This is a genomic window from Streptomyces sp. CNT372, from assembly GCF_000377145.1.
In genome coordinates, this window is record NZ_KB897782.1 from 93,233 (window position 1) to 108,945 (window position 15,713).

A 15,713-nucleotide genomic window follows, 5' to 3' on the forward strand; every position below is an offset into this window, starting at 1 on the left:
CGAGCCGAGGCTACTGATCGCCCGCCAAGAGGGCGAGCCCAACCGGAAATTCGCGGTCCGTTCTTGGTCACACGTGCCGGTCACGGTCTTCCGTCATACGTGGACGTCATGCGCACGCGTCATGACGGGCCGTCACCGCCGCGCCGTCACCGCCGTCCCGGAACGGCCGCGCGCACGCGGACGGCCCGCCGACGCGCCGAGGGACGCGAGGGCGGGCCGGCCACGGCCGGAGGCGCGACGTGGGGACTACTTGGGCGCTCCGACCGGCTTGCCCTCCGGGGAGATGGCGTACCAGGTGCCGCCGACGCCCTGGCCGTTGGTGTCGCCGGGCTTCTTGTCCCCGGCGAAGGTGTACAGCGGCCAGCAGTCGATGGTCTGCTGCTTGATGCCGTCGGGCCGGTCGAAGGTGACATAGCCCTTCTTCAGGATGCCCTTGGTGTCGTTCTTGTCGACGGGCGCGACGACGGGCCACTTCTCCAGGCACTCGCCCGTGCAGGCCGTCTTCATGGGCCAGGCGGAGTCCTTCATGAAGCGGTAGACGGTCATGCCGTTCTTGTCGACGACGACCTCGCCCAGCTTGGGGTCGTTGCGCACGGACAGCCCCGCCAGGTCGGCGGCCTCGCCGCCCGCATCCTCGCCGCCGGCGTCCCCGCCGCCCGCGCCCGGGGCGGCCTTCTTGCCGTCGGGGGCGGAGGCGTACCAGGTGCCGCCGACACCCTGGCCGTTGACGTCACCGGCCTTGGTGTCCTTGGCGTAGCGGTACATCGGCCATCCGTCGATGGTGAGCTGCTTGCTGCCGTCCGCCCTGGTCACCTCGCCGATGAGGGAGGGGTCGACGCCCGGGGCGGCGGTCGCGCCGCCGGCCGCGACGACGGGCCAGACCTTCGCGCAGTCGCCTTCGCAATTGGACTTCGGCGGCTTGGCCGTGTCCTTGTCGAAGCGGTAGAGGGTGAGGCCGGCGCTGTCGGTGACGACCTCGCCGATGTCGGGGCTGTCGAAGACGGCGAGCTGGCCGGCGGGCTTGGCCGCCGCCGCCTCGCCTCCGCTGTCGGAGCCGTAGCCGCCGTAGCCGTCGCCGGGGGCCGCGGGGTTGGCCGCGCCGACCGCCTGGCCGTTGGGCGTCTGGTCGCCCTGGTCCTGACCGCACGCCGTCGTCAGCGCGAGTACAGCCGCCGCAGTCACCGCGAGCGAGGCGTTCCGCCAGGTGTTCATGTCCACTCCCGTTGTTCTTCAGGCTTCTCGAGCCGGTGGGGCGCCGCCGCGGCGCCCTTTCATGGCCCTAGGTACGGACACGGGGGCGAGGCGTGTTCAACCCGTTGGGGAATTTTTTCCGGGTCGCGGGAGCGAATGGTCGGAATCCCCTCGGCACCATGCGAATTCCCCCACGCGGCAGAGCGCGGAAATGGCTTGAACTGAACTCAACCGAAGGCTCCCGGCCCCCCTCGGGCTCTTCGGGGCGGGTTCCCGGGGCTCAGCGGAGACCGTCGACGGCTCAGCGGAGACCGTCGACGGCGGCCCGTACCCGCCCGCGCAGCGCCGGACTTCCCTTGTGCCCGGCGTCGTCCACGACGACGAGTTCGGCCCCGTCCCAGCCGCGGGCCAGCTCCCAGGCGGTGTCCAGGGGCGAGCTGAGGTCGAGACGGCCGTGGAAGAGCACGCCCGGAATGCCGTTGAGCCGCCCCGCGTTCGCGAGGAGTTCGCCCTCCGGCAGCCAGGCCCCGTGGGCGAAGTAGTGCGCGGTGATGCGTACGAAGGCGAGCCGGGCGGCGTCCGGGCGGCCCGCGTAGAGGTCGGGTGCGCCGTGCGGTTCCAGGGAGAGGACGGCGTCCTCCCAGCGGCACCACTCGGCCGCCGCGTGCTCCCGGACCGCCGGGTCGGGGCTCTCCATACGCCGGGCGTAGGCGGCGACCAGGGCGCCGGGCCCCTCGGCCTCGGGCACGGCGGCCCGGAAGCGGGCCCACTGCTCGGGGAAGAAGCGGCCGGCCCCGTGGTACAGCCAGTCGGTCTCGGACCGCCGGGTGGTGGTCACCCCGTTGACGACGATGCCCGTGACCCGCCCGGGATGGCGCTGGGCGTAGGCGAGGAGCAGGGTCGACCCCCAGGAACCGCCGAACAGCACCCAGGAGTCGATGCCGAGCGCGGTCCGCAGCCTCTCCATGTCGGCGAGCAGATGGTGCGTGGTGTTGACGTCCATGCCGGCGGCCGGGTCCGAGGCGTGCGGGGTGCTCCGCCCGCAGCCGCGCTGGTCGAACAGGACGATCCGGTACGCCTCCGGGTCGAAGTAGCGGCGCATCCCCGGTGTGCACCCGGAGCCGGGGCCGCCGTGGACCACGAGCGCGGGCCTGCCCCGGGGGTTCCCGCACACCTCCCAGTGGACGAGGTTCCCGTCGCCGACGTCGAGCATCCCCTCCTCGTAGGGCTCGACGGGCGGATACAGCGCGTCGTCGTCCATGTCCCCGGCTCCTCGCCCTCGGTGTCCTCGCCTCTGCTCCAGCCGGCCACCCTATGTCCCGCCGCGCCGTCGCCGCGGACCGCACGGCCGCGCGCCCCTACCCCGCCGGGGCCGGTCCCCCGCACCGACGCGCCGCACCCGTCCCCCTGTCGCACCAGCGGTATGACCCGATTGCCCTACAGCGATCGCGGCGCACCGTGGCCGCTCGTAGCGTTTCGGTGATCGAGGAGCACCCCCGACCTGCGCGGAAACGGTTCCCGCGGCTGCTCCTCGGGACCCGGAGGTCCGACCATGCGTGCGATACGTGCCGCATCCGCCGCTCTCGGAGCGGCCGCACTCGCCCTGTCCGCCCCCACCGCCGCCCACGCCGTGAACAACACGCCGTACGACTTCTCGGTGACCCCCTCCTCGGTGGCCGCCGGCGGCCGGGTGACGCTGACCGCGGGCGGCTGCCCCAGCACCACCACGGTGACCTCGGGTGTCTTCGACACCGTCACCATCCCCCGCAACGGCGCCGCGACGGCGGTCGTCGACTGGGACGCCCGGCCCGGCGCCGTCTACTCCGTGCAGTTCAACTGCACCGGGCAGGTCGGCACCCTCGATCTGCGGATAGCCGGCGGCTCGTCCAGCCCCACCGCCAGCTCCACCCGTCCCGCCCAGACCATCGCCCCCTCGGGCGTGCGCGGCGGTGTGGGCGGCAGCGTCGACGGCATGAACACGGCGGAGATCGCGGCGGGCGGCGCCCTGGTCGCGGCCGCCGCCACGGCGACCGTCCTCGTGGTGCGCCGCCGCACCGCCGGCCGCCGCCACTGACGCGCCCGGTGTGCCCGGCGGAACCCGGCACCACAGGCACCCACCCGTGGTGCGCACCGAACGCCCGACGCCCCGAGTCCCGTGCGGACTCGGGGCGACGGGCGGTGGCCGACCGGGAGGTTCGGCCGATCAGACCTGGCCGCCGACGGTGCGGCGACGGCGGGCGATGAAGAGGCTGCCGCCCACGGCCGCCGTGGCGACCAGACCGGCGCCGATCGCCATCTCGGTGCTGCTGGGCCCGATGGACCCGCCGAGACCGCCCTGCGCACCGCCGCCACGGCGGACGGTGAACGAGGCGCTGGCGGTCTGCGAGCTGTTGTTGCAGCGGACCGTCAGGTGGTAGTCGCCGGGCGAGGCGTTGTTGCGGACCCGGGCCGTGGCGGTCTGCTGACCGCGGTCGCCCCGGGAGAGGGTGGCGTCGGGGAAGGCGTTCGAGCTGACGGTGCCACCGCGGTGGCAGCCGTCGACCGTGATCGTCAGGGTGCCTCCGGGGAACACCGTGGACGGGCTGACTTGGACGTTCCTCGGGCCGTCCCCACCGCCGGCGGCGGCCAGTGGAGCGCCGAGCCCGACGGCCGCGAAGGCGGTCGCGGTCACCGCGAGAGTGCGTACAGCACGCATCGTTGAACCTCCAGGAAGACGCTCCGAAGCGGCGCTCCGGCAAAGTCGACGAGGACGCCTTCCATGACGAACCCTCACCGAGCACCGTCGACCACGCATTTCGGGCTTGGCCCGTCCCGGTGAGCCGACACGCCGTTGGACGGCCGGGGATCTGACGGAGCCGCAGGTCACAGACCGTCAGTAGCGCATTGTCCGATTACCCGGATGGGTCACCCCGGGTGGCCCCGGCCACCCGTTCGCCCTTCCCTGATCGCCGCCCGGGGGAGGCGCACTTAGCGTGCCTGCATGCGCAATAAGGGGAGAACGGAACGGGACACCTTCGGCCGGCGGGTGCCGCGCCCGTCGCCGTGGGGCGTCCTGGCACTCGTCATGCTCAGCGGAATCGCCCTGATGAAGAACGGCGCGGACGTCGGCATGGGCCCGCCGCAGCCCGCCGCGGCGGCCTCCCAGAGCAACGGCACCGGAGAAACCTTCCTGCCGGTGCCGCTGGAGCCGCTGCCGTACGCACCGCCCGCCACGGTGCGCATCCCGTCCATCAAGGTCGACGCGCCGATCATGGATGTGGGCCTGGACGACAGGGGGTGGATCGCGGCGCCGCCCCCGCAGGACCCCAATCTGGCCGGCTGGTTCCAGAACGGCGTCGCCCCGGGTCAGCGCGGCACCTCCGTGATCGTCGGCCATGTCGACAACCAGTCCGGGCCCGCCGTCTTCTACGGGCTGGGCTCGGTCGAGAAGGGCCAGCTGGTGGAGGTGCCGCGGCTCGACGGGCGGACCGCGGTCTTCGAGGTGTACGGCGTGGAGGTCTTCTCGAAGAACGACTTCCCCGGGGTCCGCGTCTACGGCGACACCGGGCAGCCGGAACTGCGGGTGATCACCTGCGGCGGGGGCTACTCGAAGGCCGACGGCTACGACGGCAACGTGGTCGTGTTCGCCCGGATGGTCAAGACCCGCTGACCGCCCCCGCGGCTCCCCCCGCCGTCACCGTCCCGCACCGCGGGCCCCCGGGTCAGCGGTGCGGGACGGTGATGTCGTAGCCCTCGTCGATCAGCCGGGGCAGATAGCGGCGCAGGGCGGCGACGCTCTGGGAACGATCGCCGCCCGCGTCGTGGGAGAGGACGACGACGCCGGGGGCCGCGCCGTCCATGACCCGGCGGACGATCGTGGTGGTGCCGGGCTCGGTCCAGTCCAGGGTGTCCACGGTCCAGGCGAGCGGTTCCATCCCCAGTTCGGCGCCGATCTCGAAGGAGTGCCGGTTCCACGCTCCGTAGGGCGCGCGGTACCAGAGCGGGGGCGCGCCGACCGCCTTCTCCACGACGTCGCTGGTGCGGCCCAGCTCCCGGCGGATCGCGGACGGGGCCAGACCGGGCACCAGCGGGTGCGACCAGGTGTGGTTGCCGATCACGTGACCGTCGTCGGACATCTCGCGCAGCAGGTCGGGGTGGTAGTCCGCCATCTCGCCGCAGACGAAGAACATCGCGCGCACCTCGTGCTCGCGCAGGGTCTTCAGAATGCCCGGGGTGTAGCGGGGGTCGGGGCCGTCGTCGAAGCTGAGCACCATCGTCCGCCCCTCGGCGGGCACTTCGAGGAACGGACGGGTGCGCACGGGGGGTGCCGCACGGCGGGCGACGGGGGCCTGCGCGGTCATCGGCTGCAAGCGGTACGAGGAGCCCCGCGGGGGCGGGGCCGCGGCGGCCCCAGGGCCCTGGGCCGGGGGCACCGGGGACGGCGGCTCGGACGGTCTCAGCGCCCGCTCGGGACCGCCCCCGCTCTCGGCGGCGAAGAGCCCGCCGACGATCGCGGCCCCGCCGAGCGCGGCGGCAAGCCGGAGCGCCGAGCGGCGCGGGACGTGCAGCTCATCCTTTTTCATGGCCCACTGCTCGCACGCGCGGGGGCCGCCGCGGCCGACCGACACGGGCGGGCGGCGGATTCGACCCGATGGGAGCAACGGCGCGCCGCCGGCCACGCCGCCGGCGGGGCGCGGCCGCGTACCGCGCCGGGGCCCGGCCCGGAAACCTCAGCGGTAGCCTCGCCGGTGTGACGCAGCAACCGGCCCAGCGCTTCGAACGCGGCACCGACGGCCCCAAGGTGATCGTCGTCGGCCTGGACGGGTCCGACTCCTCGATGCGGGCCGCCGCCTACGCGAGCGGCCTCGCGCGCCGGCAGGGGGCGCTCCTCGCCATCGTCTACGTGCAGCCGGTGATGCCGGCGGGGACGGCGCTGGGCGCGCCGGTGGCAGGCACCACCGGGGAGATCGCCGAGGAGCTGGCGGCGGAGATCCGTACGACGGCGGAGCGGGTGCAGGGCATCTGGGACGTGCGCTGGGAGTTCCACACCTTCCGCGGGGACCCGTTCACGGGGCTGGTCTCGGCGGCCGACGAACTGAAGGCGGACGCCGTGGTGGTGGGCGCCTCCGAGTCCGCGGGGCACCGGATCATCGGCTCGGTCGCGGTCCGGCTGGTCAAGGCGGGGCGCTGGCCGGTGACCGTCGTCCCGTGACCGGGCGGGATACCGACCAGGGCCCTTCTGCCGGATCCGGGCGATCCCGGCCCGATCCCACGGAAGGGCGTCCTACCGTCCCCGCACGAGGCCGTCGCGCTGGGCGCCGCGGCCGAGGGCGGCGGCGTCGATCTGGGCGAGGGCGGTGCGGTAGTCGGCCCGGCCGGGGTTGGCGTCGAGGGCGGCGGGCAGGGTGACGACCCGGCCGGCGACGGTGTCCATCCACTGCGGCACGTACTCAGCGCGGGTGACCTCCCAGCGTCCGCCGCGTGCGGTCGGGGGCGAGAAGGTGAAGCGGGCAAGGGTGCCCTGGTTGCCGCGCGGGTCGTGGACGCCGTCGTAGTTGATCATCGCGCCGGCGATCTGGTCACCCATGCCGTAGGCGATCCAGGTGCCGTTGACCTTCTCGTACGCCTGCGGGACATGGGCGTGGGTGCCGAGGATCAGGTCGATGTCGGGGCGGCCGCCGGTGGTGGAGGCCGTCAGGGAGCGGCCGAGGGAGAGCTGGTGCTCGTCGGGTTCCGTCTGCCATTCGGTGCCCCAGTGGAGGCTGACCACGACGATGTCGGCGCCCTCCCGCCGGGCGCGGCGGGCGTCGTCCAGAATGCGCTGCTCGTCGATGAGGGCGACGCTCCAGGGCCGGTCGGCGGGGACGGGGATGTCGTTGGTGCCGTAGGTGTAGGCGAGTTGGGCGACCGTGGCACCGCCTGCGCTGAGCAGGGCGGGGCGGCGGGACTCGGTCTCGCTGCGGGCCGAGCCGGCGTGCCGGACGCCCGCCGCGTCGAGGGCGTCGAGGGTGCGGGTGATACCGGCGGCGCCGTCGTCCAGAGTGTGGTTGGAGGCCGTGGAGCAGGAGTCGTAGCCCGTGTCGGCGAGGGCCCGGGCGACCTCGGGCGGGGACTTGAAGGAGGGGTAGCCGCTGTAGTCGCCGTTCGCGCCGTAGACCGTCTCCATATGGCAGATGGCCACATCGGCACGGGAGACCACGGGGGCGACCCCGGCCAGCATGGGGCGGAAGTCGTAGCCCTTGCCGCCCGCGTCGGCGGCGGCCTGGGCGATCACCGATTCATGGGGCAGCACGTCACCGCTGGCGACCAGGGTGAAGGGCCGCTGAGCGGGGGTGGAGCCGGCCGCCGGGGTCGCGCCGGCGGTGGCGGTGCCGGTGGCCCGGGGCGGGTGCCCGGGGCCGGCGCACGCCGCCGCACCGGTGAGGAGCAGGAGGGCGCAGACGAGGGCGGTGCGGCCGGGTCGCCGGGTGGGCCGGGGGACCGGCGTCGTCCATGGCATCACAAGCATCCTCCGAATTGTGTGATTTAAGGCTTTTAGGACCTTTTGACGACACAGGGGAGGACGGGGTGAGTCAAGCGACGTAGCGGTGAGTCGCCGGAACGGACCCGCCATGGCGGCACCGCGGACCCGGGCGGGCACCGCCGGGTCCGGCCGACCGCTCACCGCACCACTCGCCGCTCGGAGCGACCGTTCGCCGACGCCCGCCGTCCGGCGGCTGTCGCGGGGTGCGCGGATGCGTTCGTATACGCCACGGGACAGCGGCGACGGGTGAAAGGGTGTTGGCGAATGACGACGGCGACCGCGACGACCGACGAACGGGCCATGGCGGAACTCCAGCGCGAACACGGCCCCGCCCTGCTGAGCTTCCTGCTCGGACTCACCTACGGCGACCAGCAGCGCGCCGAGGACCTGCTCCAGGAGACCCTGGTGCGGGCGTGGCAGCACCCGGAGGCGTTCGACGCGCCCTACGAGTCGATGCGGCCCTGGCTGTTCACGGTCGGACGGCGGCTGGCCATCGACGCCCGCCGCTCACGACTGGCCCGGCCGGCCGAGATCGGCGACGGCGTCCTCGCCACCACCCCGGACCCGCTCGACCTCACCGAGTCCGCGGTCGCCGCGCTCGACGTGCGCGCCGCCGTGGGGTCGCTCAGCCCCGAGCACCGGGCGGTGCTGGTGCAGATCTACTTCCACGGACTGAGCGTCAACGAGGCCGCCGAGGTGCTGGGCATCCCGCCCGGAACCGTCAAGTCGCGCTCGCACTACGCGCTCCGCGCGCTCGCCCGCTGCCTGCCCGGGTACAGCCGGCGTCCGGTCACCACCGCCCCGAAGGCCACAGGGGCGGCCCGGCGCCACTTCGGCCACGGCCCGGGCCGCCCGGCATGCCGAACGTCACGCCGGAGTTGAGCCGAACGGGACACCTCGCCCTACCGGAAGGGGCAGGCTCGTGCTCGGGCCCCGGCCCCCGGGGGCACGGCCCGCCGGCTCCGGTCCGTGCCGGAACCGGGTCCCGCGGCACAGGCGCGAACGGAGGACGGTGAGGACCATGCGGCTGGGAAGACCGGGCGGTACGGGCGGGCCGGGCCTCGCCGTCCCGATGGCGTGGCTCTGCGCGGAGTACACGGCCGGGGAGATCCTGCGCGCGGCCGGGCTCGTGGGGCCCGGCACCATCGAGTTCCGGGCGGGCCACCGCTGCCTGGCGCTGACGATCCATCTGAGCGGCCCGGCCGGTCTCCCCTCCCCCGCCGCGGCCGGGCCATGGCCGGACGAGCGGATCGACGCGGGGATCGACGGCTGGATCGAGCACACCGCGCACGGCGGCCCGTGGCCCCTCCGGGTGGCCGGGGAACTCGCCGACCGGTCCGGAAGCGAACGGGACGGCGCCCCGGACCCGGACCTGGCGCTCGCCGTCGCCGCCTGGGAGTGGCTGCGCACCACCGAGGTGCACGCGGCCGACCTGGACGGTCTGGCGCCCCTCACGCCCGGCGTCCGGCCGGTGGACGAGGGCCGGCGGGTGTGGACACCGGTCCACCGCCTGGGGCTCCCGCTCGCGCATCTCGCGCTGCACCTGTGGTGACGCCGGACCCCTGAACCGCCCGCCCGGCGCAGCCCGAACCGCCCGGCGCAGCCCGGACGGCCCGACGCACCGTGGGCCGGCCCGGCGCGGGCCCGTGCCCGCGCAGCCGCGCCGCCGCTCAGCGCACGCCGCGTCCGCCCGCCGAGGAGTGCACGCCCGCCCGGTACTTGGGCACCCGGACGGTGATCTTCATTCCGGCGCCGACGGCCGTCTCGATGACCAGCCCGTGGTCGTCGCCGTACACCTGCCGCAGCCGTTCGTCGACGTTGAGCAGGCCGATGCCCGAGGAGGCGCCCGCCTCCCCCGCGAGGATGGCCCGCAGGGCGTCCGGGTCCATGCCCACCCCGTCGTCCTCGATGGTCACCATGGCCTCGGCGCCCGCGTCCTGGGCGGCGATGGTGACCCGGCACTCGGAGCGGGAGTCCTCCAGACCGTGCTTGACGGCGTTCTCGACGAGCGGCTGGAGGCAGAGGAAGGGCAGGGTCACGGGCAGGACCTCGGGAGCCACCTGGAGGGTGACCTTCAGCCGGTCGCCGAACCGGGCGCCGGCCAGGGCGAGGTACTGCTCGATGCAGCGCAGTTCGTCCGCGAGCTGGGTGAACTCACCGTGCCGGCGGAACGAGTAGCGGGTGAAGTCGGCGAACTCCAGCAGCAGTTCGCGTGCGCGTTCCGGGTCGGTGCGCACGAAGGAGGCGATGGCGGCCAGCGAGTTGAAGATGAAGTGCGGGGAGATCTGGGCCCGCAGCGCGCGGATCTCCGCCTCGATCAGCCGGGTCCGCGAGCGGTCCAGCTCCGCCAGTTCCAGCTGGACGGAGACCCAGCGCGCCACCTCCGTCGCCGCCCGCACCAGGACCGCGGACTCCCGGGAGCCGTAGGCCACCAGGGTGCCGAGCACCCCCTCCTCGCCGGTCAGCGGTGCGATCACCACCCAGCGCAGCGGGCACTCCACGTCGGCGCACTCGGAGTGCACGCTGCGGCCCCGGCCCGACTCCAGGACCTCGGCGACCTTCGCCATCACCTGCTCGCGGTGGTGGTCGTCGCCCGGCCCGTCCCAGGCGAGCACGCCGTCCCGGCCGGTGAGGCAGAGCGCCTCGGTGCCCAGCAGGGACCGCAGCCGGCGGGCGGCCTTGCGGGCGGTGTCCTCGGTGAGCCCGGCCCGCAGCGGCGGGGCGGCGAGGGAGGCGGTGTGCAGGGTGTGGAAGGTGGCCAGTTCCACCGGGGTACCGAGGTCGAGGTCGGGTCGCGCGGCCCGCCGCCCCGCGAACCTGCCGAGGGCGAAGCCGGCGCCCAGCAGCAGGCCCGCCACGAGGACCCCCACCACGGCCTGAGCTCCGTTCACCGTCGCGCCCCTCTCGTCGCCCGGTCCGCCGCTGACCCGCCCCGCGCCGGCCCGCCCCGCGTGTCCTCCGCGCGCCCGTCGGCGCGGCCGCCGCCGGCCAGGTCCTCCGGGAGGTGCAGCCGCGCCAGGGTGGCGGCGGCGCCGGGCGGGATCCGGCGGGCGGTCGCCAGGGAGACGGCCACCATGGTCACGAAGCCCAGCGGGACCGACCACACCGCCGGCCAGGCCATCAGGGTGTGCCCCCAGCCCTCCGGGGCCAGCCCGGCGCGCGTCGCCATGACCGCCGTCAGGGCCGCGCCGCCGCCCGTGATCAGGCCCGCCGCCGCGCCCGGCGGGGTCAGCCCCCGCCACCAGATCCCGAGCACCAGCAGGGGGCAGAACGAGGAGGCGGAGACGGCGAAGGCGAGCCCCACCGCGTCCGCCACCGGCACGTCCCCCGTGACCACGGCCAGGGCCAGCGGGACCGCCATCGCGACCACGGTGGCCAGCCGGAAGTGGCGCACCCCGCGCGAGGGCAGCACGTCCTGGGTGAGGGTGCCCGCGACGGACATGGTCAGCCCGGACGCGGTCGACAGGAACGCGGCGAAGGCCCCGCCCGCCAGCAGCGCACCGAGCAGATCGCCCGTGAGCCCGCCGATCACCCGGTCGGGCAGCACCAGGACCGCCGCGTCCGCCGCGCCGGTGAGGGCCAGCTCGGGGGCGTAGATCCGGCCGAGGGCGCCGAAGACCGGGGGCAGGAGGTAGAAGACGCCGATCAGGCCGAGGACGACCAGCGTGGTGCGCCGGGCCGCGCGCCCGTTGGGGCTGGTGTAGAAGCGGACGGCGACATGCGGGAGGCCCATGGTGCCGAGGAAGGTCGCCAGGATGAGCCCGTAGGTGGCGTACAGCTGGGAGCCGTCCCGCCCGCCGGACAGCGGCTGCGACCAGCTCACCGGGTCCGCGCCGGAGGCCGCCCGTTCCGGGACCTGCGCGCCCTCGGGCAGGCCCAGGAGCGCGCCCGCCTCGATCCGGTGCGGCCCCTCTGCCAGGGTCACCCGCTCCCCCTGGTGGCGGACGCCGTCGACGGTGCCGGAGACGGTGAGGGTGAGCGGCCGGTCCAGTTCGACGCGGACGGTGTCGCCGACCCGGACGTCGGTGTGCTCGCGCAGCACGGCCGGCGCGTCGAACCGGGCGCGCGGGGCGTCGTCGCCCACCCAGGCGGCGACCAGGAAGAGGGCGGGCACCAGCAGGGCGGTGAGCTTCAGCCAGTACTGGAACGCCTGGACGAAGGTGATGCTGCGCATCCCGCCGGCCGCCACCGCACCGGTGACGACGACCGCGACGACCAGCGACCCCAGCCAGTCGGGCGCCCCGGTCAGGATCTCCAGGGTGAGGCCCGCGCCCTGGAGCTGCGGCAGCAGATAGAGCCAGGCGATCCCGACGACGAAGAGGCTCGCGAGCCGGCGCACGGCGGCGGACTCCAGCCGGGCCTCGGCGAAGTCGGAGAGGGTGTACGCGCCCGACCGGCGCAGCGGGGCGGCGACCAGGACCAGGAGGACGAGGTAGCCGGCGGTGTAGCCGACCGGGTACCAGAGCATGTCCGGCCCCTGGAGGAGGACCAGTCCGGCGATACCGAGGAAGGAGGCGGCGGAGAGGTACTCGCCGCTGATGGCGGCCGCGTTGAGACCGGGCTTGACGGTGCGGGAGGCGACGTAGAAGTCGGAGGTGGTCCGGGATATCCGCAGGCCCAGGGCGCCGATGAGGACCGTGGCGAGCACCACGGCGGTGACGGCGGCCACCGCGTAGGTCTGGTTCACGGTCAGCGGCCCTCGACCAGCCGGGTGAAGTCCCGTTCGTTGCGTTCCGCGCGGCGCACGTACCAGCGGGCGAGGAGCCACATCACGGGGTAGACGCCGAAGCCGAGGGCTCCCCACACGAGGGGCGCCGGGGAGTCGAGCCGGCCGCCGAGGGCGGCGGGCAGCGCGAAGAGCAGCGGCAGGGTCCCGACCAGCAGGGCCAGCATCCCGAGGGTCCAGAGCGCGGCACGCAGCTGGCTGCGCATGAGGGACCGCACGTAGGTGGTGCCGAGGGTGGTCTGCTCGCTGATCTCGTGGCGTGCCGGGGCGTGGCCGGGCGGGCGCCGGGTGCCGCGGGGCACACCGGTGACCACCTCGCGGCGCGGCGGGTGCTCTGCAGACATCGGCGTCCGCTCCAGCGTCTCTTCGTCGGTCGGCTCGGGCCCGGCACACCGGGCTCCCGGGGAACAGGCCCCAGGAGAAGGGGAGTCTACGCAGCGGCGATTACCGACGGTAGAGACCGTCGGTGACGGGCCCGTACCGCCGGGCGTCCTGCTCCGGGGCCGGGCGTTGCGTGCCCGTACCGCCGGACGTCCTGCTCCGGGGGGCGGGCGTTCCGCTCCGGGGCCGGGCTTCCGGCACGCGGCGTGGCGGCCGGGCGGTGGGGTGGGGGCGCGGTTGTGGGCTGCGCGCGGTGGGCCTCGGGCACGGAACGCCCGGCTGTGCGCGCCGGTGGCAGGTCAGGAGCGGTCCCGGCCGCCGCCCGCCGGCCCCGCCGGCCTGCCGCCGCGCGGTGCCATCAGCAGATCGCGGAGCTGGCGGGCGTGCCGGCGGCTCACCGCCAGCTCCGCCGAGCCGACCCGTACGCTCGTCGCCCCGGCGTCCAGCCGGAGTTCGTCGATCCGGGCGAGTGCCACCAGATGGCTGCGGTGGATGCGCACGAAACCGCGCGAGGCCCAGCGTTCCTCCAGCGTGGACAGCGGGATGCGCACCAGATGACTGCCCTCGTCCGTGTGCAGGCGCGCGTAGTCGCCCTGCGCCTCGACATAGGCGATGTCGTCCACCGGGACGAACCGGGTCACCCCGCCCAGCTCGACGGGTATCTGGTCGCTGCCCGGTCCGGGGACCACCGGCGGCCCGGCGGTCCTGGCACCGGGGACCGGGTCCGGCTGCCGCGCCCCGTCCCGGGTCTCCCGCTGGGCGAGGACCAGTTCCCTGACCCGGCGCACCGCCTCGGCGAGGCGTTCCCGGCGGACCGGCTTGAGTACGTAGTCCACCGCCTTGAGGTCGAACGCCTGCAGGGCGAAGCCCTCGTGCGCGGTGACGAACACGATCTGGGGCGGGCGGGCGAACCCGGCGAGGAGGCGGGCCACGTCCAGTCCGGTGAGCCCGGCCATGTGGATGTCGAGGAAGACGACGTCGACCGCCTCCTCCCCGTCCGGCCCCGCGTCGAGGGCGCGCCCGATCCTGCGGAGCGCCTCCGTGGCGTCGGTGGCGCCCTCGGCGCTGCGGATCCGGGGGTCCGCGCGCAGAAGGTAGAGCAGCTCCTCGAGCGCCGGTTTCTCGTCGTCGACGGCCAGTACGCGCAGCATGCAGCGGAGTCTAGACACCCCGGCGGGCGTCCGGGCGGGGGCCCGTTTGCGATCGCGTCCTTACCGTGACCAAGCGGTTGAGCAGAGTCCCCGTGCGCTGCGTATTCCAGGGTGACCGCCCGTAACACCAGCGCCCGAGGAGTGCCGATGACCCCCCAGCAGCCGCACGGCGATGTGGCAGCGTATGCGCTGGGCGTCCTGGAACCTGGTGACGCGTTCCGCTTCGAGGACCACCTCGCCCAGTGCGTGATGTGCGCGGTCCGGCTGACCGAGTTCACGGCCGTGGCGAGGGCCGTGGCGGATCTCGCGGGCCCCACGCGCGAGCTGGTGACGCCCGCGCCGCAGCTCCTGGAGCGCCTCACCGACCACGTCCGGGTCCGGCGTCGCCGTGAGAGCAGGCGGCGGCTGCGGCTGGTCGCGGTGGCGGCGGCGCTGGTCGTGGGACTGCCGGTCGGGGTCGCCGTGACGCAGGACTCCGGGCAGGTGGCCGTCCAGCGGGTGGTGGCGACCGATCCGGTCTCCGGGGTGCGGGCCTCCGTCGCCCTCCAGGACCACGGCTGGGGGACGTCCGTCGCGATGCGGCTCAGCGCGCTGCCGGGGCCGCGGACCTGCCGGCTCGTTGCGATCGGCAAGGACGGGACGGAACATCCGGTGATGAGCTGGCGGGTTCCGGCGGAGGGCTACGGAGTCGGGGAGGCGACGGGCGAGGAGGCCGGTCCGCTCGACCTCCAGGGCGGAACGGTCCTGCACCCGGGCGAGATCGGGCGCTGGGAGGTCCGGGGGCAGAACGGCGAGCGGCTGCTGTCCATCGGCGGCTGACCGGGTGCAGGCGCGTCGCTCCGGGGCTCACTTCAGCAGGCGGGAGAGCCTGCGGTCCGCGAGCGGCTTGCCCCCGGTCTGGCAGGTCGGGCAGTACTGGAGGGACGAGTCGCTGAACGACACCTCCCGCACGGTGTCCCCGCACACGGGACAGGGCTGCCCGGTGCGGCCGTGGACCCGTAGTCCGCTCTTCTTCTCGGACTTGAGGCTGCCCGCCGCGACCCCGCGCGAGCGCTCGACGGCGTCTTGGAGGGTGGTCCGCATGGCCTCGTAGAGGGCGGCGGTCTCGGCCTCGTCCAGGTTCCTGACCGGCTTGAACGGGGACATCCGGGCCGCGTGCAGGATCTCGTCGCTGTAGGCGTTGCCGATCCCGGCGATCAGGCTCTGGTCCCGCAGCGCGCCCTTGAGCTGCCGCTTCTCCCCCGCGAGGACCTGAGCGAAGGCGTCGGGGCCGAAGTCGTCCGCGAGCGGGTCCGGTCCGAGGGAGGCGATCTGCGGCACATCGGTCACATCCCTGACCAGGTGGACGGCGAGCCGCTTGGTGGTGCCCGCCTCGGTGAGGTCGAAGCCGCCGCCGTCGTCGAGCACGGTTCGCAGGGCCAGCGGGCCCTTGCCGGGGCGCGGGGGCGTCGCGGGGAACTCGTCCTTCCAGCGCAGCCAGCCGGCCCGGGCGAGATGGATCACCAGGTGCAGCCCGCCGACCCCGAGGTCCAGCCACTTCCCGTGCCGTTCGACGCCGGTGACCTCGGCGCCCTCGATCGCGTTGAGGGGCGGGTCGTAGGTCTTGAGCACGCTGATGGCCAGGGGCACGACACGGGCGACGAAGCGTCCGTCCAGACGGTCGGCGAGGAAGCCCCGGAGGGCCTCGACCTCGGGCAGCTCGGGCATGCCTCCACCCTGCCGCACGGCGCGGCGCGCCGCGCGGTGTGCGGTGTGCGGCGCT

16 protein-coding genes are annotated in these 15,713 nt (G+C 74.5%); 6 read left to right on the forward strand and 10 right to left on the reverse strand.

Annotated elements, in window-relative coordinates; translation table 11 throughout:
• Window positions 1–246: 246 nt before the first annotated feature.
• Together C593_RS0115575 and pip are read right to left on the reverse strand one after the other, a co-directional pair.
• The gene (locus tag C593_RS0115575) at window positions 247–1,212 is read right to left on the reverse strand and encodes an SCO0930 family lipoprotein (RefSeq protein ID WP_018848229.1); all 966 of its coding nucleotides are present in this window, start codon (window positions 1,210–1,212) and stop codon (window positions 247–249) included.
• A 280-nt stretch (window positions 1,213–1,492) separates the two neighbouring features.
• Window positions 1,493–2,452, reverse strand: coding sequence for a prolyl aminopeptidase (gene pip, locus C593_RS0115580; protein ID WP_018848230.1), 960 nt, complete (start codon window positions 2,450–2,452; stop codon window positions 1,493–1,495).
• A 291-nt stretch (window positions 2,453–2,743) separates the two neighbouring features.
• On the opposite strand from pip, the gene C593_RS0115585 reads away from it, so the two are divergent.
• Entirely contained in the window at window positions 2,744–3,265 is a 522-nt protein-coding gene (locus tag C593_RS0115585) for a hypothetical protein (protein ID WP_018848231.1), read from the forward strand.
• Window positions 3,266–3,394: 129 nt separating this feature from the next.
• Here C593_RS0115585 and C593_RS0115590 read toward each other — a convergent pair whose 3' ends face one another.
• Window positions 3,395–3,886: a hypothetical protein gene (locus C593_RS0115590; protein ID WP_026277724.1), complete on the reverse strand. Its 492-nt coding sequence runs from the start codon at window positions 3,884–3,886 to the stop codon at window positions 3,395–3,397.
• A 285-nt stretch (window positions 3,887–4,171) separates the two neighbouring features.
• Here C593_RS0115590 and C593_RS0115595 point away from each other — a divergent pair, with 285 nt between their 5' ends.
• Window positions 4,172–4,840: a class F sortase gene (locus C593_RS0115595; RefSeq protein WP_051093705.1), complete on the forward strand. Its 669-nt coding sequence runs from the start codon at window positions 4,172–4,174 to the stop codon at window positions 4,838–4,840.
• 52 nt (window positions 4,841–4,892) lie between these two features.
• Here the strand turns inward: C593_RS0115595 and C593_RS0115600 are convergent, their stop codons facing one another.
• Window positions 4,893–5,753: a polysaccharide deacetylase family protein gene (locus tag C593_RS0115600; RefSeq protein WP_037746044.1), complete on the reverse strand. Its 861-nt coding sequence runs from the start codon at window positions 5,751–5,753 to the stop codon at window positions 4,893–4,895.
• A 167-nt stretch (window positions 5,754–5,920) separates the two neighbouring features.
• Between C593_RS0115600 and C593_RS0115605 the strand changes: the two genes are divergently transcribed.
• Complete coding sequence (locus C593_RS0115605; protein ID WP_018848235.1) at window positions 5,921–6,382, forward strand: universal stress protein; 462 nt, start codon at window positions 5,921–5,923, stop codon at window positions 6,380–6,382.
• Window positions 6,383–6,454: 72 nt separating this feature from the next.
• Here C593_RS0115605 and C593_RS0115610 read toward each other — a convergent pair whose 3' ends face one another.
• Window positions 6,455–7,669, reverse strand: coding sequence for a CapA family protein (locus C593_RS0115610; RefSeq protein ID WP_018848236.1), 1,215 nt, complete (start codon window positions 7,667–7,669; stop codon window positions 6,455–6,457).
• 288 nt (window positions 7,670–7,957) lie between these two features.
• Between C593_RS0115610 and C593_RS0115615 the strand changes: the two genes are divergently transcribed.
• Both C593_RS0115615 and C593_RS0115620 read left to right on the forward strand, forming a co-directional pair.
• Window positions 7,958–8,575 carry a sigma-70 family RNA polymerase sigma factor gene (locus C593_RS0115615; protein ID WP_018848237.1) on the forward strand — a complete coding sequence of 206 codons (618 nt, stop codon included), beginning with the start codon at window positions 7,958–7,960 and terminating at the stop codon, window positions 8,573–8,575.
• A 139-nt stretch (window positions 8,576–8,714) separates the two neighbouring features.
• Window positions 8,715–9,245: a hypothetical protein gene (locus C593_RS0115620; protein WP_018848238.1), complete on the forward strand. Its 531-nt coding sequence runs from the start codon at window positions 8,715–8,717 to the stop codon at window positions 9,243–9,245.
• A gap of 118 nt (window positions 9,246–9,363) precedes the next feature.
• Here C593_RS0115620 and C593_RS0115625 read toward each other — a convergent pair whose 3' ends face one another.
• The 4 genes from C593_RS0115625 to C593_RS0115640 form a co-directional block, all read right to left on the reverse strand.
• Entirely contained in the window at window positions 9,364–10,584 is a 1,221-nt protein-coding gene (locus C593_RS0115625; RefSeq protein WP_026277725.1) for a histidine kinase, read from the reverse strand.
• Window positions 10,581–12,380: a sodium/solute symporter gene (locus C593_RS0115630; protein ID WP_018848240.1), complete on the reverse strand. Its 1,800-nt coding sequence runs from the start codon at window positions 12,378–12,380 to the stop codon at window positions 10,581–10,583. The genes C593_RS0115625 and C593_RS0115630 overlap by 4 nt, the downstream gene beginning before the upstream one ends.
• A gap of 2 nt (window positions 12,381–12,382) precedes the next feature.
• Window positions 12,383–12,763: a DUF485 domain-containing protein gene (locus tag C593_RS0115635; RefSeq protein ID WP_020610319.1), complete on the reverse strand. Its 381-nt coding sequence runs from the start codon at window positions 12,761–12,763 to the stop codon at window positions 12,383–12,385.
• Between the two features lie 336 nt (window positions 12,764–13,099).
• Window positions 13,100–13,951: a LytR/AlgR family response regulator transcription factor gene (locus tag C593_RS0115640; RefSeq protein ID WP_018848242.1), complete on the reverse strand. Its 852-nt coding sequence runs from the start codon at window positions 13,949–13,951 to the stop codon at window positions 13,100–13,102.
• A 147-nt stretch (window positions 13,952–14,098) separates the two neighbouring features.
• Here C593_RS0115640 and C593_RS0115645 point away from each other — a divergent pair, with 147 nt between their 5' ends.
• Window positions 14,099–14,770 carry a hypothetical protein gene (locus tag C593_RS0115645; RefSeq protein ID WP_018848243.1) on the forward strand — a complete coding sequence of 224 codons (672 nt, stop codon included), beginning with the start codon at window positions 14,099–14,101 and terminating at the stop codon, window positions 14,768–14,770.
• 27 nt (window positions 14,771–14,797) lie between these two features.
• Here the strand turns inward: C593_RS0115645 and C593_RS0115650 are convergent, their stop codons facing one another.
• Window positions 14,798–15,658 (reverse strand): DNA-formamidopyrimidine glycosylase family protein, encoded by an 861-nt coding sequence (locus C593_RS0115650; RefSeq protein WP_018848244.1) that lies wholly within the window; start codon window positions 15,656–15,658, stop codon window positions 14,798–14,800.
• Window positions 15,659–15,713 lie beyond the last annotated feature (55 nt).

Bases quoted from the DNA above. Each gene is read 5' to 3' on its own strand.
- C593_RS0115575 (WP_018848229.1), bottom strand. From the start codon at position 1,212: ATGAACACCTGGCGGAACGCCTCGCTCGCGGTGACTGCGGCGGCTGTA.
- pip (WP_018848230.1), bottom strand. From the start codon at position 2,452: ATGGACGACGACGCGCTGTATCCGCCCGTCGAGCCCTACGAGGAGGGG.
- C593_RS0115585 (WP_018848231.1), top strand. From the start codon at position 2,744: ATGCGTGCGATACGTGCCGCATCCGCCGCTCTCGGAGCGGCCGCACTC.
- C593_RS0115590 (WP_026277724.1), bottom strand. From the start codon at position 3,886: ATGCGTGCTGTACGCACTCTCGCGGTGACCGCGACCGCCTTCGCGGCC.
- C593_RS0115595 (WP_051093705.1), top strand. From the start codon at position 4,172: ATGCGCAATAAGGGGAGAACGGAACGGGACACCTTCGGCCGGCGGGTG.
- C593_RS0115600 (WP_037746044.1), bottom strand. From the start codon at position 5,753: ATGAAAAAGGATGAGCTGCACGTCCCGCGCCGCTCGGCGCTCCGGCTT.
- C593_RS0115610 (WP_018848236.1), bottom strand. From the start codon at position 7,669: ATGCCATGGACGACGCCGGTCCCCCGGCCCACCCGGCGACCCGGCCGC.
- C593_RS0115615 (WP_018848237.1), top strand. From the start codon at position 7,958: ATGACGACGGCGACCGCGACGACCGACGAACGGGCCATGGCGGAACTC.
- C593_RS0115620 (WP_018848238.1), top strand. From the start codon at position 8,715: ATGCGGCTGGGAAGACCGGGCGGTACGGGCGGGCCGGGCCTCGCCGTC.
- C593_RS0115635 (WP_020610319.1), bottom strand. From the start codon at position 12,763: ATGTCTGCAGAGCACCCGCCGCGCCGCGAGGTGGTCACCGGTGTGCCC.
- C593_RS0115640 (WP_018848242.1), bottom strand. From the start codon at position 13,951: ATGCTGCGCGTACTGGCCGTCGACGACGAGAAACCGGCGCTCGAGGAG.
- C593_RS0115645 (WP_018848243.1), top strand. From the start codon at position 14,099: ATGACCCCCCAGCAGCCGCACGGCGATGTGGCAGCGTATGCGCTGGGC.
- C593_RS0115650 (WP_018848244.1), bottom strand. From the start codon at position 15,658: ATGCCCGAGCTGCCCGAGGTCGAGGCCCTCCGGGGCTTCCTCGCCGAC.